This is a genomic window from Lentisalinibacter orientalis, assembly GCF_040706535.1.
Classification (GTDB): Bacteria; Pseudomonadota; Gammaproteobacteria; order Steroidobacterales; family Woeseiaceae; genus Lentisalinibacter; species Lentisalinibacter orientalis.
On sequence record NZ_JAPDRJ010000005.1, the window covers coordinates 294,357 to 315,482 of the forward strand.

The window sequence follows — 21,126 nt, forward strand, 5'->3', positions numbered from 1 at the left end:
CCCATGCAGGCCGAGCGCGCAAGACACAGGCAAGCCGGACAGCGGGCCCGCCTCGCACTCGATCACGCGGCGCGTGAGCGTCATTCCGCCGCCATCTGCCGCCACCTCTCGCACAGCCCGCCCTGGCACGCGGCGCGGCGCATCGGCCTGTACTTTGCGGCCGCCGCCGAAGTCGACGTCAGCGATCTGTTCGTGGAAGCGTTCGCCAGCGGGCGCATGGTCCACGTACCGGTGGTCGGAGCGACAGGCCGCATGCACTTCGTCCGCCTGTCACGGGACGCGAACCTCGTCCGCAACCGTTACGGCATCTGGGAACCCGAGCGCGCATCCGACGCAATCTCTGCGCGGCAACTCGACCTCGTCGTCACGCCGCTGGCAGCGTTCGACGAAGCAGGAAACCGCATCGGCATGGGCGCCGGTTACTACGACCGGTGCTTCGCTTTCCTGCGTCATCGCCGACAGTGGCTGCATCCGAAACTCGTCGGCGCTGCCTTCTCCTGTCAGCGAGTCTCCGCCATACCCGCCGCCGCATGGGACATTCCGCTGTTCGCAGTCGCAACCGAGAACGGCATGTATCGCTTCCGGCGTTGACGTCGTATCGATCGCATCGCATCGATCACATCACATCGATGACGGCGACGAACAACTTCATCGTTATCGCAATGCTGTTCGCGCAGCCGTGCATGTGTCTGGAAACTTGCTGGAATTTTCAGTGTTTATGTATATACTCAACGCCGGGTACCCCGACACGGAGATGACATATGGCTACTACAGCTAGATCGAAGAAGAAGACGACGCGAAAGAAGAAGACAGCGTCGAAGCGCAAGACGACTGCGCGTAAGGCACCGGCAAGGAAGAAGGTGTCGAAGAAGAAGACCACTGCGCGTAAGACGGCAGCGAAGAAAAAGCGCACCGTGAAGAAGAAGGCGACCAAGAAGAAAGCAACGAAGAAGAAGGCCACCAAAAAGAAAGCCGCCAAGAAAAAGGCGACCAAGAAGAAGGCCACCAAAAAGAAAGCGACCAAGAAAAAGGCCGCCAAGAAAAAGCGGACCGTGAAGAAGAAGACCAAGAAAAAGGCGACCAAGAAAAAGGCAACCAAGAAGAAGGCTGCCAAGAAAAAGCGGACCGTGAAGAAGAAGGCGACCAAGAAAAAGGCCTCGAAGAAGAAGGCTAGCAAGAAGAAAGCTAGCAAGAAGAAAGCTAGCCGGAAGCGCTGAGCGCAGTGGGAATCGGTAAGTAGCCCAGAGCCTTACCGGTCGCTGACACCCTCCGCCGGGAGACGTGCAGCGATGGAATCCCGACTTGAGGAATGTGCCCGCTCCGGCGGGCACATTCCGTTAGGGCACGGGGATGGCGCAACGGCCGGGGCCGGTGGTACAAGAGGCCGGTAGACGACGGCCGCCACGATGCCGATCTCACGGACAACGAACAGAGCCGGAAACCGCGATGGACCAGACAGAGAAGAAACGCCAGGCCGCCCGGGCGGCGCTCGAGTACATAGAGATGGGGACTGCCCTCGGCGTCGGCACGGGCTCCACCGTCAACGAACTGATCGAGTTCCTGCCGGAGGTGGCCGATCGCCTCACCAGTGTCGTGTCGAGTTCCAGCGAGACGACTCGGCGCCTGCAGGCTAAAGGCATCGAGGTCAGCGAACTCAACAGCGTCGGCGATCTGGACCTCTACATCGACGGTGCGGACGAGGCCACCAAGCACTTCCACCTGACCAAGGGCGGGGGCGGCGCGCTCACGCGCGAGAAGGTGATCGCCGCTGCCTCGCGCAAGTTCGTGTGCATCATCGACGACTCGAAACTCGTCGGCATGCTCGGCGGTTTCCCGCTCCCCATCGAGGTGATCCCGATGGCGCAGGCCTATATCGCACGGCAGATCATCCGCTACCGCGGACAGCCTATCTGGCGCGAGAACTTCGTGACCGACAACGGCAACCACATCATCGACGTGCACAATCTCTCCATCGCCAACCCGGTGGAGATGGAGACTCGCTTCAACCAGCTGCCCGGCGTCGTAACCGCGGGGCTGTTCGCGCATCGGCCGGCCGACGTCCTGCTGGTTGCGGGACGCGACGGCGTGCGCACGATGCAGCGCTGAGGGCCGCCGAAGACCGGCCGGCCCGCAGGCGGGCCTCGGTTCGAACCAAGGGTCTCATCCGCGAAGTCCCCACAAATACAAAAGGGCCCCTGACGGGGCCCTCTTGTATTTGGCTGGGGGACCAGGATTCGAACCTGGGTTCTCGGAGTCAGAGTCCGATGTCCTACCGCTAGACGATCCCCCAATAACCCTGTCGCGCGGCCGCGATCAACGCTTCGAGAACTGGGTGGCGCGGCGGGCCTTGCGCAGGCCGACCTTCTTGCGCTCCACTTCACGCGCGTCGCGCGTCACGTATCCGGCCTTGCGAAGGCCGCTGCGCAGAGACTCGTCGTACTCCATCAGCGCCCGCGTCAGGCCGTGGCGGATGGCGCCGGCCTGGCCGGTGGTGCCGCCGCCGATGACGGTCACGTCCACGTCGAAGCGATCCTCGAGCTTGGTCAGCTCGAGCGGCTGGCGGACGATCATCCGGGCCGTCTCGCGGCCGAAGAACTGATCCAGCGGACGCTTGTTGACCGTGATCCTGCCCTCGCCGGGCTTCAGGAACACCCGTGCCGTGGAGGTCTTCCGCCGGCCCGTACCGTAAAACTGCATGTCACTCATGTTCTGTTCCCTGTGCCGCCGGCTCAGATGTCGAGCTCGATCGGCTGCTGTGCGCTGTGCTGATGCTCCGGCCCCGCATAGACCTTGAGCTTGCCCATCATCTGACGGCCGAGCCGGTTCCTGGGCATCATGCCCTTGACCGCCGACTGGATCACCCGCTCGGGTGCCTTGTCCAGCATCTGTTCCAGCGAGCGGGACTTCAGGTTGCCGATGTAGCCCGTGTGATGGTGGTACATCTTGTCCTTGAGCTTGTTACCGGTCACCCGCACCTTTTCGGCGTTGATGATGATCAGGTAATCGCCGGTATCCACGTGGGGCGTATATTCCGGCTTGTGCTTGCCGCGCAGCCGCCGCGCGACCTCGGTGGCGAGGCGGCCCAGGGTCTTGCCCGTGGCATCCACGATGTACCAGTCGCGCCGGACTTCGGCCGGTTTTGCAGAGAAGGTCTTCATCAACAGTTACTCAAATGTCGTCCGGTAACCCGGTTCTGGTTGAAACCCGGCTCCCGTCGGGGCCGGAGGCCGTCGGCGCGGCACGGAAAATGCTCGTGCCAACGACGAAAAGCGCGAAATTATAGCCTCCGCAGGCGGGCGATGCAACGGCGGCTGCCGCTCCGGCCCCGCAGCCCGCCGGCACCGGAGCCCCCGGCCCTCACGGCGCCGGCACTCGTCCTGGAACTGTCGTCCTGGAACTCTCGTCCTAGAACTCGTACTCCAGCGAGATGGCCGTGAACGTATCCGTCTTCTCGCTGCCCGCGGGCACGGTGGTATTGCGGCGGATGGTGTAGGACGCCTTGAGGGCGAGCTCGCCGATCAGGCTGGCCTTCACCTCAGTCACCGATTCCATGAAAGTGTTCTCCGCGCCGGACTCGACGAGGAAGTTCTGGCCGAATTCCGCGTTTTCGCTCAGCTTCAGGGTGTAGTCGAGCGAGCCGCGCAGGATGGTCTCGTTCTCCGAGGTCCCGTCCCGCAGGTCCGACTGGCGCAGACCGATGCCGGCTTCCCCGTTCAGGGTATGGCGATCGCTGTGCAGGATCCGCCGACCGTAGCCGACGGTCTCGGACATCTGCTGGTCGTAGCCGCTGAACTTGTCCTTCTGCCAGCGCACCCGGCCGAAGACGTAATTGAACTCACTGAAGGAGTATTCGCTCTTCCACGCGGCGAGATAAGCCTCCGCCGTGGTCTGTTCGTCCTGCTGGGCACCGACGGCCGAGACCTGCGCCAGATGGTCCCAATTGCCGCTCGTGTACTCCACCTCGGCGGCCGCGGAGACATTCAGCGTCTCGGAGTTACCAGTCGTCGAGAGGTAGCCCAGGCTCGCCTTGCCGCTCCAGGGGCCCTCGTCCTGGGCGTGACCGGGGGCGGCGGCGAGAACCATCAGCAACGAAAGGGCCGTGGCGAGTGTCTTGCTGTTCATTGGTCTTGCTCCGTAAGCTCCATCCTGCGCATCGACGGTGCATCCCGGCGATCCGTGCGCAAACCGCGCGCAATCCTAGGCCAACTCCCCGGAAATTGCATCCGCTTTGTCCAGCCGCGAAACCGCGACACCGGAGGGGCCGTTGCTATAATCGACGCATGCATGGACGGAACCGCAGCCTGCCCGATCGCTTCCTGGCGAGTGCCGACAACGCACTGCGAACCCTGTTCGCGCCGCCGGGCGGCAGCCGGCCCAACCCGGGTGCGGAACGGCCGAAGGCGGAACTCTCGCCGGAGCAGGCCAGACACGTCGCCGGGCTGATGCGCATCAACCATTCCGGGGAGGTCGCCGCGCAGGGCCTGTATCAGGGGCACGCAGTCGTCGCCCGGGACCCGGCCGTGGCCGAGGAGATGCAGCACGCCGCCGAGGAAGAGACGGATCACCTGCGCTGGTGCGCGCAGCGGCTGCAGGAACTGGACGCGGCGCCCAGCAGGCTGGCGCCGTTCTGGTATGCCGGCGCCTGGACCATCGGCGCGCTGAGCGGACTGGCCGGGGACCGCTGGAGCCTGGGTTTCATCGCGGAGACCGAGCGGCAGGTGGTCGAGCACCTGAACGGCCACCTGGACCGGCTGCCGGTCGAGGACGAACGCAGCCGCGCCATCCTGCAGCGGATGGCGGAGGAAGAGGCGGTGCACGGCGCCGCCGCCGCCGAATCCGGCGGCAGCCGCCTGCCCGCCCCGGTACGGGGGCTGATGCGGGCCACGGCGAAGGTGATGACACGGACCGCCTACTGGTTCTAGCCGGCTGCGGGGGCCGCCGGCTTGCCCTTGTTGAGCGTCTGTCACAAAATAGCTGTTGGATCCAGCGAGGGGGCTCGAATGCCAACGACAGCGAAGAATCTGAGCGACGTACCGGCCATCAACCGGTTCCTCAGCTACTGCCGCGTGCGCACCATCCCGTCGAAGACGGTGATGATCCACGCCGGCGACCTCCCCGACATCCTCTACTACATCGTCGACGGCTCGGTCGAGGTCATGATCGAGGACGAGGACGGCAACGAGATGGTGCTGGCCTACCTCAACAAGGGTCAGTTCTTCGGCGAGATGGGCCTCTTCTACGAACAGCCGACGCGCAGCGCGTGGGTGCGCACCCGCACCGAGAGCGAGATCGCGGAGATGACCTACCCCCGCTTCCGCCAGATCGCCAGCGAGAGCCCGGGCCTGGTCTTCGAGCTGGCCACGCAGCTGGCGAGCCGGCTGGATCGCACCAACCGCAAGCTCGGTGATCTGGCTTTCGTGGACGTCACCGGCCGCGTGGCCCACGCCATCATGGATCTGTGCAACGAGCCGGATGCCATGACCCATCCCGACGGCATGCAGATCAAGGTCAGCCGCCAGGAACTCTCGCGTCTGGTGGGCTGCTCCCGCGAGATGGCCGGCCGGGTCCTGAAAGTGCTCGAGGAACAGGGACTGGTCTCCGCGAACGGCAAGACCATCGTGGTCTACGGCGCGCGGCCGAAACGCTAGCCGCTCGCGGGCGGCCGTTCAGTCGGACTGCCCGGCCTTCGCTATATTCCCTTTCATGGCGCGGATGGTCGCGGCGTAGTCGTCGCTGCCGAATATCGCCGAGCCCGCCACGAACGTATCGGCACCCGCGGCCGCCACCGCGCCGATATTGTCCACCTTCACGCCGCCGTCGACCTCCAGCCGGATCTCCCTGCCTGATTCGTCGATGAGCCGGCGCACCGCGCGCAGTTTGGTCAGCGCCTCCGGAATGAACTTCTGCCCGCCGAAGCCCGGATTCACCGACATGATCAGGATCATGTCCAGCTTGTCCATCACGTGGTCCAGCCAGGAGAGCGGCGTCGCGGGATTGAACACCAGCCCGGCGCCGACACCCTGCTCGCGGATCAGCGCGAGGCTGCGGTCCACGTGGCGCGAGGCCTCCGGATGGAACGTGATGTAGCTCGCGCCGGCCGCCGCGAAATCGGGGATCAGGCGGTCCACGGGTTCCACCATCAGGTGGACGTCGATGGGCGCCGTCACGCCGTAGTTGCGCAGGGCCTCGCAGACCAGCGGGCCCACCGTCAGGTTCGGCACGTAATGGTTGTCCATCACGTCGAAGTGGACCATGTCGGCGCCGGCCACGAGCACGGCGTCCACGTCTTCGCCGAGCCGGGCGAAGTCCGCCGACAGGATGGAAGGAGCGATCACGGGCTGCACGACGCTGTCTCCGGTGTTGTGTGGCACGGCACTGTAGCCAAGCGCGCGCGCCGTGTATAGCCGGCCCGACCTATCTGAAACCGCGCCGGGCCTTCAGCGACTCGTAGGCGTTGCGGATCTCGCGGGTGCGCTGCTGCGCGCCCGCCAGGTCCTCCGGGCTGATATCCTTCGAGGCGAGCTTGTCCGGATGGTAGCGGTTCATCAGGCGACGGTAGGCCTGCTTGATGTCCGTATCGCTGGCGGACTCCGGCACCCCCAGGACCTCGTAGGCGTGGTCGACGAGCTTCCTCTCGGCACGGCCCCGTTCCGAACGGGCGAAACCGCGCTGGGCCCGCAACACGGCCTCCATCTGGGCGAACTCCACGCGGCCGATGCCGAACTCGCCCGCCATGGCCCACAGGAGCGCGCGTTCGCGTTCGTGCATGCGTCCGTCGGCGAGGGCGATGCGCAGCTGCAGGCGCAGGAACGCGCGGCCGAGATCGCCGCCGCGGCCGGCCAGCGCGGCCAGACGCTGCAGCCGGCCGCGTAACGGGTAGTCCGGGCGCTTGCCCTGGTTGAACCACTCGATGGCGGAACGGGTATCGTCGGCCGACAGCCCGAGTTCGTGCATGATCCGGCGCGCGGCTCCGATCTCGGCTTCGCTCACCCGCCCGTCGGCCTTGGCCAGGTGGCCCATGGTCTCGAACGTGATGCGCAGGAACTCGGCGGGCAGGCGGGCAGGCCCAACCCGGGACTGCCGCCATTTCGCATAGCCCCGGTCGAACTGGTGGCCCAGCAGCACGCCGAGCAGGGCCAGCAGGGGCCGGCCCGTGGCGAGACCCAGCAGGCCGCCTGCGAGCTTGCCCCACCAGTTCAACGACGCCGTCCATGCCCTTGCATAAGCGGGGATGCTACCCCGTTTGCTGGCGCCGTTGCACTGCGCCGGGCGGGGCGGTTGCCCGCGTCGCGCCGCCGGTCCATCATCCCGGCTTTACCGCGGGGAAGCGCCCATGGCCGAGCAGAGCAGCGACGTCGTATTCGAGTCCAGCGTGACCGGGCTGGAGCTGATCGGCCGGGGCAAGGTCCGCGACCTGTGGGCGGTGGACGACGACCATCTGCTGATCGTCGCCACCGACCGGCTGTCGGCCTACGACGTCGTGCTGCCGGACCCGATCCCGGGCAAGGGCGGCATCCTCACCCGCATCTCCCGGTTCTGGTTCGCGCGCACGGCGGGCATCGTTCCGAATCATCTGAGCGACCTGCCGCTGGAGGCCGTCATCACCGATCCTGCCGAGCGTGCGCTGCTCGGCGAGCGCAGCATGGTCGTGCGGCGGCTGCAGCCACTGCCGATGGAGGCCGTGGTCCGCGGTTACCTGATCGGCTCCGGCTGGCGTGACTACCGGGCGAGCGGCGCCGTGTGCGGCATCCGGCTGCCGCCGGCCCTGCCCCAGGCCGCGCGGCTGGACGAGCCCCTGTTCACGCCGGCCACCAAGGCCGCCGTCGGCGATCACGACGAGAACATCAGCTTCGACACGCTAACGCAGATCATCGGACGGGAGCGGGCGATGCAGGTCCGCGAGCTGTCCCTGCGCATCTACACCGAATGCGCGGACTACGCCCGGCAGCGGGGCATCATCATCGCCGACACGAAGTTCGAGTTCGGCGTGGACGAGACCGGTACCCTCTACCTGATAGACGAGGTGCTCACGCCCGACTCATCCCGATTCTGGCCGGCGGCGTCCTGGCGCACCGGCGCGAGCCCGCCGAGTTTCGACAAGCAGTTCGTCCGCGACTACCTCGATACCCTGGACTGGGACAAGCGCGCACCCGGTCCGCGTCTGCCGGCGGAGGTCATCGCCCGCACGCGGGAGAAATACCTCCGCGCTCTGGAGTTGCTCACCGGCGAGACCGTTCCGACCAGCCGCGGATGATGGCGGCGATCTCGCGCACGCCGTCAGTCAGCGCCGCCGGACCCGGCTGCAGTATCTGCGCCGACTTCACCTCGTAGAGGTCGCCATGGCGCACCGCGGGCACCGCGTCCCAGCCCGGGCGCTCCGCCACCCGCTCGGGGCGGAACTTCTTGCCGCACCAGGAACCGATCACGATGTCGGGGGCAGCGTCGATGATGGGGGCGTCGTCGGCGAAGATGCGGTTCTTCGCCAGCGGCTCGTCCGCCATCGCCGGGAAGCAGTCCTCGCCACCGGCAATGCGGATCAGCTCGGCCACCCAGCGTATGCCGGTGATGCGCGGCTCGTCCCATTCCTCGAAGTAGACGCGGGGCCGATGCTCCAGCGCGGCGGCGCCGGCGCGGATGGACTCCAGGCCCGCCTCCAGTTCCCCGGCATAGGCCCGGGCCCGGGATTCGCAGCCGACCATGCCGCCGAGCACCCGGATCATCTGCAGGATCTCCGTCACCGAGCGATGATTGAACACGTGCACCGGCACGCCGCGCCGGATCAGCTCGGCCGCGATGTCGGCCTGCAAGTCGGAGAAGCCCAGCACCAGGTCCGGCTCGAGCGCCATGATGCGGTCGATCTTCGCGCTGGTGAACGCGGAGACCTTCGGCTTCTCGCGCCGCGCGCGCGGCGGCCGCACCGTGAATCCGGAGATGCCGACGATGCGGTCCTCCTCGCCGAGCGCATACAGCGTCTCGGTGGTCTCCTCGGTCATGCAGATGATGCGGTTGGGATAGTCGTTCATGCGCAGGCCCTTCGTCCGCCCGTCTCGCTCGTGCCCATTCGAATCCACTCGTCTCTATTCGTGCCGCAGACTCGGGCGCAGGGGGCTAATGTACAATCGGCGACGGCCCGTGCCAAAGAAGGCGACACCGCACCCATGCTGGATTCCCTGATCCGTTACCTGCAGCGATTCCTGTGGAGCCCGCAGTTCTCCGGTCTCCCGCCCGTGCCGGCCTTCGGCATCGCTTTCCTGCGCTATGTCTGGGCCATCGTCCGCGATCTGATGAGCGGACAGCTGACGATGCGGGCCATGAGTCTGGTCTACACCACCCTTCTCTCCATCGTGCCGCTGCTCGCGTTCAGCTTCTCGGTGCTGAAGGGATTCGGCATCCACCGGGAACTCGAGCCCCAGCTGACCGAATTCCTCGCGCCGCTCGGCAGCCAGGGGGAGCGGATCGTCACCACCCTGATGAACCTCGTCAACGACGTGGACGGCGGTGTGCTCGGCGGCGTCAGCCTCGCGTTCTTCATCTACACCGCCTTCTCGATGGTGCAGAAGATCGAGGAGAGCGTGAACTACGTCTGGCACGTCAGCAACCCGCGCAGCATAACGCGGCGCTTCACGGAGTATTTCAGCGTGCTGCTGATGGGGCCGGTCGTGCTGGTGGTCGCCCTCGGCATCATCGCCTCCATCCGCAACAACGCGCTCGCCGAACGGCTGATCGAGATCGAGCCCTTCGGCACGGCCATCGTCGCGGCAGGCCAACTCACGCCCTATCTGCTCGCCATTCTGGCCCTGACCGTCCTGTACAAGCTGATCCCGAATACCCGGGTGAAGTTCCGCGCAGCGTTCGTCGGCGGGCTGACCGCCGGCATCCTGTGGGCGACCACGAGCGCCGTGTTTGCCAGCGTGTTCGTGGGCGCCGGAGGCCGAATCCAGGTGGTGTACGCCAGTTTCGCCATCGCCATCCTCGCACTCATGTGGCTGTATCTGAACTGGCTCATCCTGCTGCTCGGCGCCCAGATCGCGTTCTATAACCAGAATCCGGGCTTCCTGCGCCTGGGCCACCGGGAGACCCGGCTCGCGAACAGCCTGCGCGAGCGGCTGGCGCTGAACGTCATGTATCTGGTGGGGGCCGCCTTCCGCGGCGGGTCCGGTTGCCGGACGGTGCGCGAGCTGGCGAAGGAGCTGGCGATCCCGGGCATCGTCATCTCCCAGGTCGTCACGAATCTGGAGGACGCGGGCCTCATCACCAGCACCGAGCAGGAACGGCTGGTGCCCGCCCGGGAGCCTGCGCGCATCGGACTGCAGGACATCCTGGACGCGGTGCGCGAGGGCGGCGACACCGGCTCCTGGCGGCCGCCGTCGTGGACGCCCGCCATCGCGGACCTGGGCGAGCGGATCGACGAAGCGCTGGAGGCCGTGGTGGACGAACGGACCCTGAGCGATCTCCTGGATCAGCTCGAAGACCGCAATAGCCAGGCCGGGTGACGGTCCCCGGTGCCAGAGCCTCAGGGCCGCCGGAAAAGGCCGGGCGCGTTCAGTTGCCGGCGACGGTCATTTCGGCGACGAGCACCGAGCCGCAGCGGATGACGCCCCTCAGATCCTGGTCCCGGCCCACCGCGACGATGTTCCGGTACAGCTCGCGCAGGTTGCCCGCGATGGTGATCTCGCTGACCGGATAGGCGATCTCGCCGCCCTCCACCCAGAAACCGGCGGCGCCCCGGCTGTAATCGCCGGTGACCGCGTTCACGCCCTGGCCCATCAGCTCGGAGACGATCAGGCCGCGGCCCATCTGCCGGGTGAGCGCCTGCAGACCGTCGGCGTTACCCTCCACCAGCAGGTTGTGCACGCCGCCGGCGTTGCCCGTGGTCTCCAGCCCCAGCCGGCGTGCCGAGTACGTGGAGAGCACGTAGCCCTGCAGCACGCCGGCGGAGACCAGATCCCGGTCCGCGGTGGCCACCCCCTCGCGGTCGAACGGGGCGCTGCCGAAGGCGCCGGGGATGTGCGGGCGCTCGAGGATATTCAGGAAGTCGGGGAACAGCGTCTCGCCCGCGGCATCCAGGAGGAACGACGAGCGCCGGTACTGGGCCGTGCCGCTGACGGCGCCCACGGCATGGCCGATGAAGCCCCGGGCGAGCTCCGGCGGGAACAGCACCGGGACCTTCGCCGTCGTGACCTGACGGGCACCCAGGCGCCGCAGGGTGCGCTCTGCGGCCTTCGCGCCTACGGCTTCCAGCGCCTCGAGCGCCGCCGGGTCCCGGGCGGCGGTGTAGTGGTAGTCCCGCTCCATGCCGCCGTCGTCGCCGGCCAGCACCGCACAGCTGATGCTGTGGCTGCTGCGCCGGTAGGCGCCGAAGAAGCCGTGGCTGTTGCCGTAGGCCCTGACGCCCCGGCTGGTCGCCACGGTGGCGCCCTCCGAGTTGCTGATGCGCCGGTCGCTGTCGAGCGCGGCACCCTCGCAGCGGATGGCCATCTCCCGCGCCGCCTCCGGGGAAATCTCCCAGGGATGATCCAGCGCCAGGTCGGGCGGATCCACGGCGAGCCTGGCGGGATCCGCGAGGCCGGCGCAGGGATCCTCGGCGGTGCGCCGGGCGATGGAGCAGGCCCGCTCCACCGCCTCCGTGATGGCCTCCGCGCGGAAGTCGGACGTGCTCGCGCTGCCCTTGCGGCGGTCGAAGTAGACGGTGACGCCGAAGGAGCGGTCGTTCTGATACTCCAGCGTCTCGATGTCGCGCATCCGTGCGGTCACCGAGAGGCCGAGATCGTGGCTGACCGCCGCCTCGCACTCGTCGGCGCCGGCCCGCGCCGCCGTCTCCAGCGCCTGCGACACCAGGTCGGCGAAGCGCCGCTCCTCCGCCGGGCTGATCTCCAGGGTATGACTCATGGGGGCTCCTTCGCGATCCGGCACTGTCGTGGACTGTCGTACACGACAGTGCCGGGGATTCTAAACGGGCGCGGGGCCGGTGACGAGGCGGCACGCTCCCCACCCCGGGTCACCGCTCGCCCCTGGTCGCGATACAACCGGCGCGTCCGCCCCTGTAGAATGCCGCCATGGACGTGAAGGTCGGCATCATCATGGGTTCGGTCTCCGACTGGGACACCATGGCCCACGCGAGCGAGACACTGCACGAGCTCGGCATCCCCCACGAGACCCGGGTGGTCTCTGCACACCGCACCCCGGACCTGCTGTTCGAGTACTGCGAGACGGCGGCCGGCCGGGGCCTCGGCGTGATCATCGCCGGTGCCGGCGGCGCGGCCCACCTGCCCGGCATGGCCGCCGCAAAGACGCCGCTGCCGGTGCTGGGCGTGCCGGTGCAGTCGAAGGCACTCTCGGGCATGGACTCGCTGCTCTCCATCGTGCAGATGCCCGCGGGCATCCCGGTGGGTACGCTCGCCATCGGCAAGGCCGGCGCCGTAAACGCCGCTCTGCTCGCGGCGGCCATCCTCGCTGTCGGCGACGCGGACATCCGCCGTGCGCTGGAGGACTACCGCCGGCAGCAGACCGAGAAGGTGCTCGCGCGTCCCGACCCGGCTGCCGACGACCCGGCCGCAGTCTGACCGTCATGCGCGTCGGAGTGGTCGGCGGGGGACAGCTGGGCCGCATGCTCGGCCTGGCGGGCCTGCCGCTGGGACTGGAATTCGTGTTCCTCGACCCTGCGCCCGAAGCGCCCGCCGCGGCGGTGGGCGAGCACATCGCCGCCGACTTCGACGAGCAGGACGCCATCGCCGAGCTGGCAGCCCGGTGCGACGTCGTCACCTACGAATTCGAGAACGTGGACGTGGACTCCCTCGCTACTGCGGCCGGCGACACGCCCGTGTACCCGCCGCCCGGGGCGCTCGCCACCGCGCAGGACCGGCGCAACGAGAAGCTGGCGTTCGAGGCGGCCGGCATCCCGGTGGCGCCCTGGCGGACGGTCGACAGCCGGGAGGAGCTGGAGGCCGCGTGCAGCGCCATCGGCCTGCCCCTCATCGTGAAGACCCGGCGCCTCGGCTACGACGGCAAGGGCCAGCGTCGCATTCTGCGCGAAGCCGACATACCGGCGGCCTGGGAGGCACTGGCCGGCGTGCCGCTGCTGGCCGAGCGGCTGGTCCCCTTCGACCGGGAGGTCTCCGTCATCGGCAGCCGCGGCGCAGACGGGACACTCGCCTGCTACCCCCTGACGGAGAACGTCCACCGGGACGGCATCCTGCACACCTCCTCGGCTCCCGCGGCGGACGCCGGGCTGCAGACACTGGCCGAGACTCATCTCCGGTCGCTGGTCGATCGGCTCGACTACCGCGGCACCATCGCCGTCGAGTTCTTCGTCGCCGGAGGGCGTCTGCTGGGCAACGAGTTCGCCCCGCGGGTCCATAATTCCGGCCACTGGACCATCGAGGGCGCCGCCTGCAGCCAGTTCGAGAACCACCTGCGGGCGATCTGCGGACTGCCGGCCGGCGACTGCCGCGTGCGGGGCCATGCCGGCATGCTGAACCTGATCGGCGCGATGCCGGCGGCCGCCGGCATCCTGGCGGTGCCCGACGCCCACCTGCACGACTACGGCAAGTCCCCGCGCCCCGGGAGGAAACTGGGCCACGTCACGGTCGTCGCCGACGCGCCGGAGGAGCGGGACCGGCGCCTGGCGCGGCTGGAGGCGCTGGTCGCTGCCGGGACTGAGAACCGTTCCCTGTAAGAGCGCCTGCTTTTGGTGTTAATGTTTAAGGTTGTTCCGGGGTAAGCCCGGAGGATCGACCGGCAGACCATGTCCTATCTCGAGCACTTCAAACTCGCCGAACAGCCCTTCCGGCTCACCCCGGACCCGGCCTTCGTCTACTGGAGCAAGCAGCACGCTCGCGCCAAGGCGTACATGGAGTCGACCATCTGGCTCGCCGACGGGTTCGTGGTCATCACCGGCGAGATCGGCTCGGGCAAGACCACCCTCATACAGTCGTTCCTGAACGAGCTGGGCGACGACGTCGTCTACGCCATGGTGTCGCAGACCCAGCTCTCGCCGAGCCAGTTCCTGCAGGCCGTGCTGGCGGAGTTCGGCTTCAAGCCGTTCCAGGCCCGCAAGGCCGAACTGCTGGACATGCTGAATATGTTCCTCGTCGAGCAGTACGGCGAGGGCAAGAAGGTGGTGCTGATCATCGACGAGGCGCAGAACCTCAGCCCGAAGGTGCTCGAGGAGATCCGGCTCCTGTCGGGCATCGAGACCCACAAGGAGAAGGTGCTGCGCATCATCCTGGCCGGCCAGCCGGAGCTGAAGGACAAGATCGAGTCGCCGCGGCTGAAGCAGCTCACCCAGCGGGTGCGCCTGCGCTTCCATCTCGGCCCGCTCACCAACCGGGAGATGCGCGAGTACATCGGCCATCGGCTGAAGGTGGCCGGCGCGGACGCAGAAGAAATCTTCGCCGAGGATTGCCTCGACCTCATCTATCGCCGCACCGGCGGAGTGCCCCGACTGATCAACACGCTGTGCGACACGGCGATGCTGTGCGCTTTCGCCGAGGAGCAGACGCTCATCACGCCGGAGATCATCGAGACGGCGCTGGAGGAGCTCGCCTGGGAGGTCGAGGCCCCGGCGGCCGAGCCCACCGAACATGCCGAACCCGGCAACACGGGGCAGATCCTGCGCCCCGTCTCACTGGACCCGCGGGATACCGGCGAGATGACGCTGGCGCGCATCGACGTGCGCCTGCAGGGCAAGGTGGTGGAGACTCACAACCTCGAGGTGGGGCGCACGGTGATCGGACGCACGCCGGACAACGAGATCCGCATCGACAGCAAGTACGTTAGCCGGCACCACTGCCAGATCGTGAGCGACCTGGAGCGCTCGGTGCTCGAGGACCTCAACAGCACCAACGGCGTGTTCCTCGGCAAACACCGCATCAAGAAGAAAAGCCTCGAGGACGGCGACGTCATCGTCCTCGGCAAGCACGAACTCGTCTACACCGACCTGCGCGACGCGGAGCTCGAGGAGGACGAGGAAGCGGACGAGGACGAGCTGGCCGAAGCCGCCGAAGAGGCGGAAGACGAGGACGATGACGACGAAGAGGACGAGGACCTCTACGCCACCTGATCCCTACTCGGGTACGTCGCTCTCCCGCTCGCGCTCCATGCGCCGCTGCCGGTGGTCCCGGCGCTTCAGCAGCACGACGATGCCGCCCAGCAGCGAGAACATGCCCACCACGAAACAGATGGAAGGCCAGTACCAGTAGTCGAGGTACAGCGACGCCGCCAGCGCGATACAGCCGGCCAGCAGGTAGAAGTACGGGACCACCTCGTAGATCGGTTTAGAAAGCCACATCGCTCCCCCTGAGCTCGACGACGGTCCCCGGTGACGGGCGTCCGTGCTGGTCGGACCCATCTAATTAATGCAGCGCGGGGACCGCGTCAAGCGCAGGATGCCCGGGGAGCGGGCCGGAAACGATACGGAAACGGTCGGGAAACGGTCCGGAGACGGGCCGCGGAGCCGGCGTCTCAGTCCTTGCCGCCGCGGAACAGGCGCAGCAGACGCGCGCCCAGGGACTCGCCGAAACTGTCGATATTCATGTCACGCGGGGCCTCCATGGGCCGCTCGCGCAGGCTTCTGGCGAATTCCAGTGCGGCCGGATCCAGCTCGGATTCCGTATAGGTGCGTTCGAAGTCCATGATCAGTGCCACCTTTGCTGACAGTGGCCATGGAGATTAGCCGGACGGGCAACGGATTGCAGTGACGCCTTTCACAGAGCGGGCTGCCAAGCCGGCCGCCTGCCGGCGGGTTCAGCTCGTGCCGCCCACCGTGATGCGGTCCACCTTCAGGGTAGGCTGGCCGACGCCGACGGGCACCGACTGCCCCTCCTTGCCGCAGACCCCGACGCCCGTGTCGAGCTTGAGGTCGTTGCCCACCATGGACACCCGCGTGAGCACGTCCGGGCCGTTGCCGATCAGGGTGGCGCCCTTGACCGGCGCGCCGATGCGGCCCTTCTCGATCAGGTAGGCCTCGCTGGCGGAGAACACGAACTTGCCCGACGTGATATCGACCTGACCGCCGCCGAAGCTGGGCGCGTAGAGCCCGTACTCCACCGACTCGATGATCTCGCCCGGATCGTGCGGCCCCGCGAGCATGTAGGTATTGGTCATGCGCGGCATGGGCAGATGGGCGAAGGATTCGCGGCGGCCGTTGCCGGTGGGCGCGACACCCATCAGGCGCGCATTCATCTTGTCCTGCATGTAGCCCTTGAGACGGCCGTTCTCGATCAGCACCGTGCAGGACGACGGCGTGCCCTCGTCGTCGATGGTGAGCGAGCCGCGACGTCCCGGCAGGGTGCCATCGTCGACGATGGTGCAGAGCTCGGAGGCGACCTGCTGGCCGATGCGCCCGGAGAAGGCGGAAGTGCCCTTGCGGTTGAAGTCGCCTTCGAGGCCGTGGCCGATGGCCTCGTGCAGGAGCACGCCCGGCCAGCCCGGTCCCAGCACCACCGGCATGCTGCCGGCCGGCGCCGGCACCGCCTCGAGCTGGACCAGCGCCTGGCGCACCGCCTCCCGGGCGTAATCCATGACACGGTCGTTCTCGAGGAAGAAGGTGAGGTCCGTGCGACCGCCGCCGCCGCTGTAGCCCTGCTCCCGGCGGCCGCTCTGCTCCACGATGACGTGGACGTTGCAGCGGACCAGCGGACGGGAATCGGCCCCCATGGTGCCGTCGCTGCCGACGATCATCACCAGGTCGTGGGAGGCGACCAGGCTCACCACCACCTCCTTCACCCGGGAGTCCAGCGCGCGGGTCTCCCGGTCGACACTGCGCAGCAGTTCGGTCTTCTGCTCGTCGCCGAGACTCGACACCGGATCGGTCGCCGGGTAGAGCGCCGGCGGCTGGTTGCGGCTCCAGGCCTGCACCTGCGCGTCGCCGCCGCCTGCGGCGATGGCGCGGGCGGCATCGGCGGCCTGCTCCAGCGCCGGCAGCACGAGTTCGTCGGAATAGGCGAAACCGGTCTTGTCGCCGTAGATCGCCCGCACGCCCACGCCCTGCTCCTGGCTGTAGCTGCCTTCGCGGACGATGCCGTCCTCGAGGCTCCAGCCCTCGAAACGGGAGCTCTGGAAATACAGGTCGGCCGCGTCGATGGAACGCCGCATGATGGCGCCGAGCGTCCGGCTCAGGTGACCCTCGTCGAGCCCGGCGGGGTCCAGCAGTTCCTTCTGCGCCGTCTCCAGCGCGTTCGTTTCGGTCACAGTGAAAGCCTCCGTTCGGGCCTGGCTGTCCGGCCAGGCGCCCGTCCTTGCCGGTAGCCGTCTATCCTATCAGACGGGGCAGCGCTCACTCGCCCTGGTTCAGGCAGCCCGCCAGCTCGCTGGTGGCCCCGAAACGGCGCGCATCCGTGCGCTCGATGGTCGGGTCGTCGAAATCGCCGCTCACCTGGTAATAGGCCTGGCCGAGCTCCTGCAGGGGCTTCTTGAATATCTGGGAGAACAGCAGCAGCGCCGCCGCGGCCGGTGGGCCGCCGACGACGGCGCCGACCGCGGGCAGGCTGCTGCCGACGTCGGCGCTGACCAGCGCCGTCTGGTTGTAGTCCCGCTGGGCCAGCCCGGCGCGGCCCACCACGCCGATATCGGCCACCGAGCCTTCCAGGGTGAGGTCGCAGGTATAGGCGTCGCCGTTGACGATACGGAACGTGCCTTCGATCTTGTCGAAACCGAGGCCCTTGTTGAACACGTCGCGGAAGTCGAGGGACAGGCGGCGGGGCAGCGCCGCCACAGACAGCAGGCCGAAGACCCGCCCCGCGCCGGGATCCACCTCGTCCAGCTGGCCGTTCAGGATTCGTAAGGAGACCTCGCCATCGAGCTCTTCGAGGAACTCGGCGCGCGGCGGACCCGAGATCGACAGGTCCAGGGTCACGGTGGCCTCGTCGGCATTGATGCCCGGGAAATAGCCGAGCGCGCTCAGCGTCTCCTTCACGTCGGTACTCTGGAGGCGCCCGGAAAGGCCGGCACGCTGACCCGCCGGATCCGTGAGGTCCACCCGCCAGCCGGCGCCGCCGGTGAACTCGAAGGTGGCTGCGCTCGCGGTGAGGTCGTCGCTCTCGATGCCGGTCTCGGTCTTGCGGAAAGTGGCCGACACCGCGCCGAAATCCCGCTCGCCCAGCCGGAAGTCGGCAATCCGCACGTCCAGCGGCGGATACTGGGCCGGGCTGCCCGGATCGCCGGCTTGCGGATCGGCCTCGACGAGGTGCAGGCGTTCCATGTCCAGCACCAGCGGGCGGCCGTCGGCGAGGTCGGCCGGCACGATGATCGAGCCCGCGGCGGTGGGTCCTTCCACCTGCACCAGCCAGTCGCTGGGGTTGCGCTCGAGTTGCAGGCCGACGCTGCGGGCGCGCTGGCCGTAGGCATAGAGATCGCCCACGGTCAGATCCGCGGCGCGGATCAACCCGCCAGGCGCGGTTTCTCCCGCCGTGGCTCGATCGAGCCAGTCGCCGAGCCGCAGCCGCTCCAGGCTGCCCGTGAGGTAGAGACCGGAACCCGTCGGCAGCGATGGCAGTCCCGGGCCGAGGTGGACGTTGCCGCGTCTGAGGCGCCAGCCGTCGGCTTCCCGGCCCACCTCCGCGGTCCACTTGGCGGTCTGGCCGTAGAAGCCGGTGATCCCGAGCAGGCCCGGTTCCGGAAATACGACCTCGAAACTGAACGGCCAGGACTCGTCCGCTGTCTTGGCCACAGGCTCGGGCAGGCTCACGCTCATCCCCTCCAGGCGGGACTCGACCCGGATGGTGACCGGCGGGCCGTCTTCCTGCCCGGCCTTCGGAAAGCGCACCGTGGCCCGATAATCGGTCTCACCCGCGATCTCTCCGGCGAGGGGGAGACCCGCCTCCTCGACCAGCGCCTCCGCGCCGATGCGGCTCTCCGCCAGTGCGATCGCCGCGACGTCGCTGCTCGCCTCGCCGGCAGAGGTCAGCTCGATCTGCACCGGGCTGCCGAGGAAGACGGCCTCGATATCCTGTCCCTCGACGCCGGAACGAGTGATGCGCGCGGTGCCCGCGATCGCCGTGAGGGGATGCGGGAACCCCGCCAGGGAGAGCCGCCCGTCCGTCGTGCTGACGGCCGCCTCCACGGCGTATTCCTGGATACGCGTCACGGGCATGGTGAGATCGAGTGCCACGCTCGCCGGACCCGCGGCCGTGACGTCGGCGAGGCGGCCGCCGAACAGGCCCGAGAGCGGCGACGCCTCGGCGTAGGCGACGACGTTAGCCAGGGTGCCGGTCGCCGCGCCGCGCACCTCCAGCATGCCCTTGCGCAGGTCTTCGATCGCCGCATAGACGTTCTCGATGGCGGCGCCCTTGGTGACGGCGGAGTTCTCCGTGCTGGAGAGGCGCATGCCCTCCAGCACGACTTCGCCGTCGAGCTGCTCGATATCCGGCCACTGCAGCGCGAAACGCATGACGGCGTCGCGGATGCTGGTGCGGGCACGGAAGACGCCCTCGCCGTCGTCGAACGGGAAGTCGGCCAGCGCACCGTCGAAACGCACCGTGCCCCGCTCCGCCCGGCCCGCGACGAGGGCCTTCTCCACCCATTCCACGGCGAGGCGCGGCATGACGCGGACGGGCAGATAGCGGGGTGTGCGCGACAGGTCGGTGAGCCGCCACTCGCCGGTGAAGTCCAGCCGCGGCGAAGATGCCTCGGGGCCGCCGGGCAGATCCAGCTCGAAGCTGCTCTCTGTGGCGAGCCACTCGTCCTCCAGGATGAACCGGTCGCACAGCACGGTGAGTCCGCTGCCGGTGCCGCGCCAGACCACCGTGGCATCCGCCCGGGTGAAATCGATCGGCGCGGCCAGAACCTCCGGTGCATCCAGGACCAGCGTCCGGCTGTCGATCACCAGGCGGCCGTTGGACTCGTCGGCCCGCACGCTGCCCGAGATACCTCGGACACCGGGAACGGAGCCGTGGGGCGCGATACCGGCATCGCGCAGCTCGGCCTCCAGCGAATAGGTGAGCGGCACGGCCTCGGGCAGGCCGTCCACGCGCAGCCGCAGCGACACCAGATCGCCGCTGGGGTCGTAATCGGCATAAGGCTGCGCCACGGCGGCGGGCAGCCAGGCCGCGAAGGGGCGGATGTCGTCCATGGAGAGGAAACCGGACTCGACCTCGAGAGCCGTGAGGCGCGAGTCCCCGTCCGTCTCCGCCGAGACCTCGAGGAAGCTGTCCGGGCGCAGGGTGTCGCCGCGTTCGATCCTGAGATCGTTCACCGCCGCCAGCCAGCCGCCGTCGTTCAGCGCCCACTCCAGCCGGGCGCTCAGATCGTAAGGCGTCGGTGGCGGTGCGTCGCCGGCGACCGCGGGCGCCAGCCCGCGCGCCTCCAGCGTGGCCCCCGCCCTGCGCAGCAACCCGTCGCGGAACCGGGACCAGATCTCCACATCGGCAATACCGGCCGCCGGCGCCGGCCACTCCTCGGGCAGGATGGAGGCCAGCCGGCCCAGGTCCAGATCGCTGGCTTCCACGTTCACGTCCCACACGGGCGCGCCGCCTTGCCGGCCTCCCCGGCGCGTCGCCAGGATGCGCAGCGCGCTGCCGAGCTCGCTGCCGGGCTCGAGCCGGGCCTCCAGCTCCTGGTCTTCGCCGGAGCGGTTCCACTCGAGACTGGTCAGCCGCGCCTCGAGCGGGCCGCCCCGGGCACGGGGATCGCTGTAGGTGAAATCGACGTCCTCCAGCACGATGCGGATGTCCCGGGGCAGGTCGCTGCCGGAGACGTCCTCGGAGGTCTCGGCCGCGCGGCCCTGGACGGCGAAACGGCCGTCGCCGAGCCGCTCCACGGTCACGCTCGTGCCGGTCACCGCGAGCCGGCCGACGCTGATGCGACGTTCCCGGAGCACACGCAGGATGGCCGCGCCCACGCTCACCTCGTCGGCATCCAGCACCGCATCGCCGGTGCCGGGGTCGATCAGCGTGACGTCGGTGAATATCAGCTCCGGACCGTTCAGCCGCCAGCGGGCGTCGATGCGCTCGAATTGCACGTCGAGGCCGATGGCGGCGCTGGCCCGCGCACGGATCTCCTCCCGGTACTCGGGCAGCTCCGGCAGCATCAGCCGCAGCAGCCCCACCCCCACCGCCAGCAGGATCACCAGCGCGGCGACGGTGTAGGCGAAGAACTTCAGCGCGCTTGCGGCGTAGCGGTTCATCTGCG

General features: G+C 68.2%; 21 protein-coding genes and 1 tRNA gene. 10 read left to right on the forward strand and 12 right to left on the reverse strand.

Features of this window, described 5'->3' with window-relative positions; translation table 11 throughout:
- Positions 1-3 precede the first annotated feature (3 nt).
- From ACJMK0_RS17140 to rpiA, 3 genes are all read left to right on the forward strand, one after another.
- The gene (locus tag ACJMK0_RS17140) at positions 4-591 is read left to right on the forward strand and encodes a 5-formyltetrahydrofolate cyclo-ligase (RefSeq protein WP_405240166.1); all 588 of its coding nucleotides are present in this window, start codon (positions 4-6) and stop codon (positions 589-591) included.
- Positions 592-761: 170 nt separating this feature from the next.
- Complete coding sequence (locus ACJMK0_RS17145) at positions 762-1,217, forward strand: hypothetical protein (RefSeq protein ID WP_405240167.1); 456 nt, start codon at positions 762-764, stop codon at positions 1,215-1,217.
- Positions 1,218-1,446: 229 nt separating this feature from the next.
- Positions 1,447-2,106, forward strand: coding sequence for a ribose-5-phosphate isomerase RpiA (gene rpiA / locus ACJMK0_RS17150; protein ID WP_405240169.1), 660 nt, complete (start codon positions 1,447-1,449; stop codon positions 2,104-2,106).
- Between the two features lie 110 nt (positions 2,107-2,216).
- Here the strand turns inward: rpiA and ACJMK0_RS17155 are convergent.
- From ACJMK0_RS17155 to ACJMK0_RS17170, 4 genes are all read right to left on the reverse strand, one after another.
- Positions 2,217-2,290: transfer RNA gene (locus ACJMK0_RS17155), tRNA-Gln, on the reverse strand.
- A 23-nt stretch (positions 2,291-2,313) separates the two neighbouring features.
- Complete coding sequence (gene rpsI, locus ACJMK0_RS17160) at positions 2,314-2,706, reverse strand: 30S ribosomal protein S9 (RefSeq protein ID WP_405240171.1); 393 nt, start codon at positions 2,704-2,706, stop codon at positions 2,314-2,316.
- A 23-nt stretch (positions 2,707-2,729) separates the two neighbouring features.
- Entirely contained in the window at positions 2,730-3,158 is a 429-nt protein-coding gene (gene rplM, locus ACJMK0_RS17165) for a 50S ribosomal protein L13 (protein WP_405240173.1), read from the reverse strand.
- 247 nt (positions 3,159-3,405) lie between these two features.
- Positions 3,406-4,122, reverse strand: coding sequence for a DUF481 domain-containing protein (locus ACJMK0_RS17170; RefSeq protein ID WP_405240175.1), 717 nt, complete (start codon positions 4,120-4,122; stop codon positions 3,406-3,408).
- A gap of 158 nt (positions 4,123-4,280) precedes the next feature.
- Between ACJMK0_RS17170 and coq7 the strand changes: the two genes are divergently transcribed.
- Together coq7 and crp are read left to right on the forward strand one after the other, a co-directional pair.
- Positions 4,281-4,922: a 2-polyprenyl-3-methyl-6-methoxy-1,4-benzoquinone monooxygenase gene (coq7, locus tag ACJMK0_RS17175; protein ID WP_405240176.1), complete on the forward strand. Its 642-nt coding sequence runs from the start codon at positions 4,281-4,283 to the stop codon at positions 4,920-4,922.
- A 78-nt stretch (positions 4,923-5,000) separates the two neighbouring features.
- Entirely contained in the window at positions 5,001-5,648 is a 648-nt protein-coding gene (crp, locus tag ACJMK0_RS17180) for a cAMP-activated global transcriptional regulator CRP (protein WP_405223615.1), read from the forward strand.
- An 18-nt stretch (positions 5,649-5,666) separates the two neighbouring features.
- On the opposite strand, the gene rpe is transcribed toward crp, so the two are convergent.
- Entirely contained in the window at positions 5,667-6,344 is a 678-nt protein-coding gene (gene rpe, locus ACJMK0_RS17185; RefSeq protein WP_405240178.1) for a ribulose-phosphate 3-epimerase, read from the reverse strand.
- 70 nt (positions 6,345-6,414) lie between these two features.
- Positions 6,415-7,200 (reverse strand): co-chaperone DjlA, encoded by a 786-nt coding sequence (gene djlA / locus ACJMK0_RS17190; RefSeq protein WP_405240180.1) that lies wholly within the window; start codon positions 7,198-7,200, stop codon positions 6,415-6,417.
- A gap of 133 nt (positions 7,201-7,333) precedes the next feature.
- Here djlA and ACJMK0_RS17195 point away from each other — a divergent pair, with 133 nt between their 5' ends.
- Entirely contained in the window at positions 7,334-8,254 is a 921-nt protein-coding gene (locus ACJMK0_RS17195) for a phosphoribosylaminoimidazolesuccinocarboxamide synthase (protein ID WP_405240182.1), read from the forward strand.
- On the opposite strand, the gene ACJMK0_RS17200 is transcribed toward ACJMK0_RS17195, so the two are convergent.
- Positions 8,220-9,023 carry a cobalamin-binding protein gene (locus ACJMK0_RS17200; protein ID WP_405240184.1) on the reverse strand — a complete coding sequence of 268 codons (804 nt, stop codon included), beginning with the start codon at positions 9,021-9,023 and terminating at the stop codon, positions 8,220-8,222. The two genes, ACJMK0_RS17195 and ACJMK0_RS17200, sit on opposite strands and share 35 nt — an antisense overlap.
- A gap of 135 nt (positions 9,024-9,158) precedes the next feature.
- Between ACJMK0_RS17200 and ACJMK0_RS17205 the strand changes: the two genes are divergently transcribed.
- Entirely contained in the window at positions 9,159-10,493 is a 1,335-nt protein-coding gene (locus ACJMK0_RS17205; RefSeq protein ID WP_405240186.1) for a YhjD/YihY/BrkB family envelope integrity protein, read from the forward strand.
- 49 nt (positions 10,494-10,542) lie between these two features.
- Here the strand turns inward: ACJMK0_RS17205 and pmbA are convergent, their stop codons facing one another.
- Complete coding sequence (gene pmbA, locus ACJMK0_RS17210; RefSeq protein WP_405240188.1) at positions 10,543-11,889, reverse strand: metalloprotease PmbA; 1,347 nt, start codon at positions 11,887-11,889, stop codon at positions 10,543-10,545.
- Between the two features lie 167 nt (positions 11,890-12,056).
- Here pmbA and purE point away from each other — a divergent pair, with 167 nt between their 5' ends.
- The 3 genes from purE to ACJMK0_RS17225 all read left to right on the forward strand — a co-directional run bounded on the left by purE (position 12,057) and on the right by ACJMK0_RS17225 (position 15,061).
- Positions 12,057-12,563: a 5-(carboxyamino)imidazole ribonucleotide mutase gene (gene purE, locus ACJMK0_RS17215; RefSeq protein WP_405240190.1), complete on the forward strand. Its 507-nt coding sequence runs from the start codon at positions 12,057-12,059 to the stop codon at positions 12,561-12,563.
- A gap of 5 nt (positions 12,564-12,568) precedes the next feature.
- A complete protein-coding gene (locus ACJMK0_RS17220) occupies positions 12,569-13,675 on the forward strand; it encodes a 5-(carboxyamino)imidazole ribonucleotide synthase (protein WP_405240191.1) in 1,107 nt (368 codons plus the stop codon).
- Positions 13,676-13,744: 69 nt separating this feature from the next.
- Positions 13,745-15,061, forward strand: coding sequence for an AAA family ATPase (locus tag ACJMK0_RS17225; protein WP_405240193.1), 1,317 nt, complete (start codon positions 13,745-13,747; stop codon positions 15,059-15,061).
- Positions 15,062-15,064: 3 nt separating this feature from the next.
- Here the strand turns inward: ACJMK0_RS17225 and ACJMK0_RS17230 are convergent, their stop codons facing one another.
- The 4 genes from ACJMK0_RS17230 to ACJMK0_RS17245 all read right to left on the reverse strand — a co-directional run bounded on the left by ACJMK0_RS17230 (position 15,065) and on the right by ACJMK0_RS17245 (position 21,121).
- On the reverse strand, positions 15,065-15,289 hold the full coding sequence (locus ACJMK0_RS17230; RefSeq protein WP_405223633.1) for a hypothetical protein: 225 nt from the start codon (positions 15,287-15,289) through the stop codon (positions 15,065-15,067).
- 173 nt (positions 15,290-15,462) lie between these two features.
- Positions 15,463-15,633, reverse strand: a complete 171-nt coding sequence (locus ACJMK0_RS17235; protein ID WP_405240194.1) for a hypothetical protein — start codon at positions 15,631-15,633, stop codon at positions 15,463-15,465.
- Positions 15,634-15,744: 111 nt separating this feature from the next.
- On the reverse strand, positions 15,745-17,190 hold the full coding sequence (tldD, locus tag ACJMK0_RS17240; RefSeq protein ID WP_405240196.1) for a metalloprotease TldD: 1,446 nt from the start codon (positions 17,188-17,190) through the stop codon (positions 15,745-15,747).
- Between the two features lie 85 nt (positions 17,191-17,275).
- Positions 17,276-21,121, reverse strand: a complete 3,846-nt coding sequence (locus ACJMK0_RS17245) for a YhdP family protein (RefSeq protein WP_405240198.1) — start codon at positions 21,119-21,121, stop codon at positions 17,276-17,278.
- Positions 21,122-21,126 lie beyond the last annotated feature (5 nt).

Bases quoted from the DNA above. Each gene is read 5' to 3' on its own strand.
- ACJMK0_RS17140 (WP_405240166.1), top strand. From the start codon at position 4: ATGCAGGCCGAGCGCGCAAGACACAGGCAAGCCGGACAGCGGGCCCGC.
- ACJMK0_RS17145 (WP_405240167.1), top strand. From the start codon at position 762: ATGGCTACTACAGCTAGATCGAAGAAGAAGACGACGCGAAAGAAGAAG.
- rpiA (WP_405240169.1), top strand. From the start codon at position 1,447: ATGGACCAGACAGAGAAGAAACGCCAGGCCGCCCGGGCGGCGCTCGAG.
- rpsI (WP_405240171.1), bottom strand. From the start codon at position 2,706: ATGAGTGACATGCAGTTTTACGGTACGGGCCGGCGGAAGACCTCCACG.
- rplM (WP_405240173.1), bottom strand. From the start codon at position 3,158: ATGAAGACCTTCTCTGCAAAACCGGCCGAAGTCCGGCGCGACTGGTAC.
- ACJMK0_RS17170 (WP_405240175.1), bottom strand. From the start codon at position 4,122: ATGAACAGCAAGACACTCGCCACGGCCCTTTCGTTGCTGATGGTTCTC.
- coq7 (WP_405240176.1), top strand. From the start codon at position 4,281: ATGCATGGACGGAACCGCAGCCTGCCCGATCGCTTCCTGGCGAGTGCC.
- crp (WP_405223615.1), top strand. From the start codon at position 5,001: ATGCCAACGACAGCGAAGAATCTGAGCGACGTACCGGCCATCAACCGG.
- ACJMK0_RS17195 (WP_405240182.1), top strand. From the start codon at position 7,334: ATGGCCGAGCAGAGCAGCGACGTCGTATTCGAGTCCAGCGTGACCGGG.
- ACJMK0_RS17200 (WP_405240184.1), bottom strand. From the start codon at position 9,023: ATGAACGACTATCCCAACCGCATCATCTGCATGACCGAGGAGACCACC.
- ACJMK0_RS17205 (WP_405240186.1), top strand. From the start codon at position 9,159: ATGCTGGATTCCCTGATCCGTTACCTGCAGCGATTCCTGTGGAGCCCG.
- pmbA (WP_405240188.1), bottom strand. From the start codon at position 11,889: ATGAGTCATACCCTGGAGATCAGCCCGGCGGAGGAGCGGCGCTTCGCC.
- purE (WP_405240190.1), top strand. From the start codon at position 12,057: ATGGACGTGAAGGTCGGCATCATCATGGGTTCGGTCTCCGACTGGGAC.
- ACJMK0_RS17220 (WP_405240191.1), top strand. From the start codon at position 12,569: ATGCGCGTCGGAGTGGTCGGCGGGGGACAGCTGGGCCGCATGCTCGGC.
- ACJMK0_RS17225 (WP_405240193.1), top strand. From the start codon at position 13,745: ATGTCCTATCTCGAGCACTTCAAACTCGCCGAACAGCCCTTCCGGCTC.
- ACJMK0_RS17230 (WP_405223633.1), bottom strand. From the start codon at position 15,289: ATGTGGCTTTCTAAACCGATCTACGAGGTGGTCCCGTACTTCTACCTG.
- ACJMK0_RS17235 (WP_405240194.1), bottom strand. From the start codon at position 15,633: ATGGACTTCGAACGCACCTATACGGAATCCGAGCTGGATCCGGCCGCA.
- ACJMK0_RS17245 (WP_405240198.1), bottom strand. From the start codon at position 21,121: ATGAACCGCTACGCCGCAAGCGCGCTGAAGTTCTTCGCCTACACCGTC.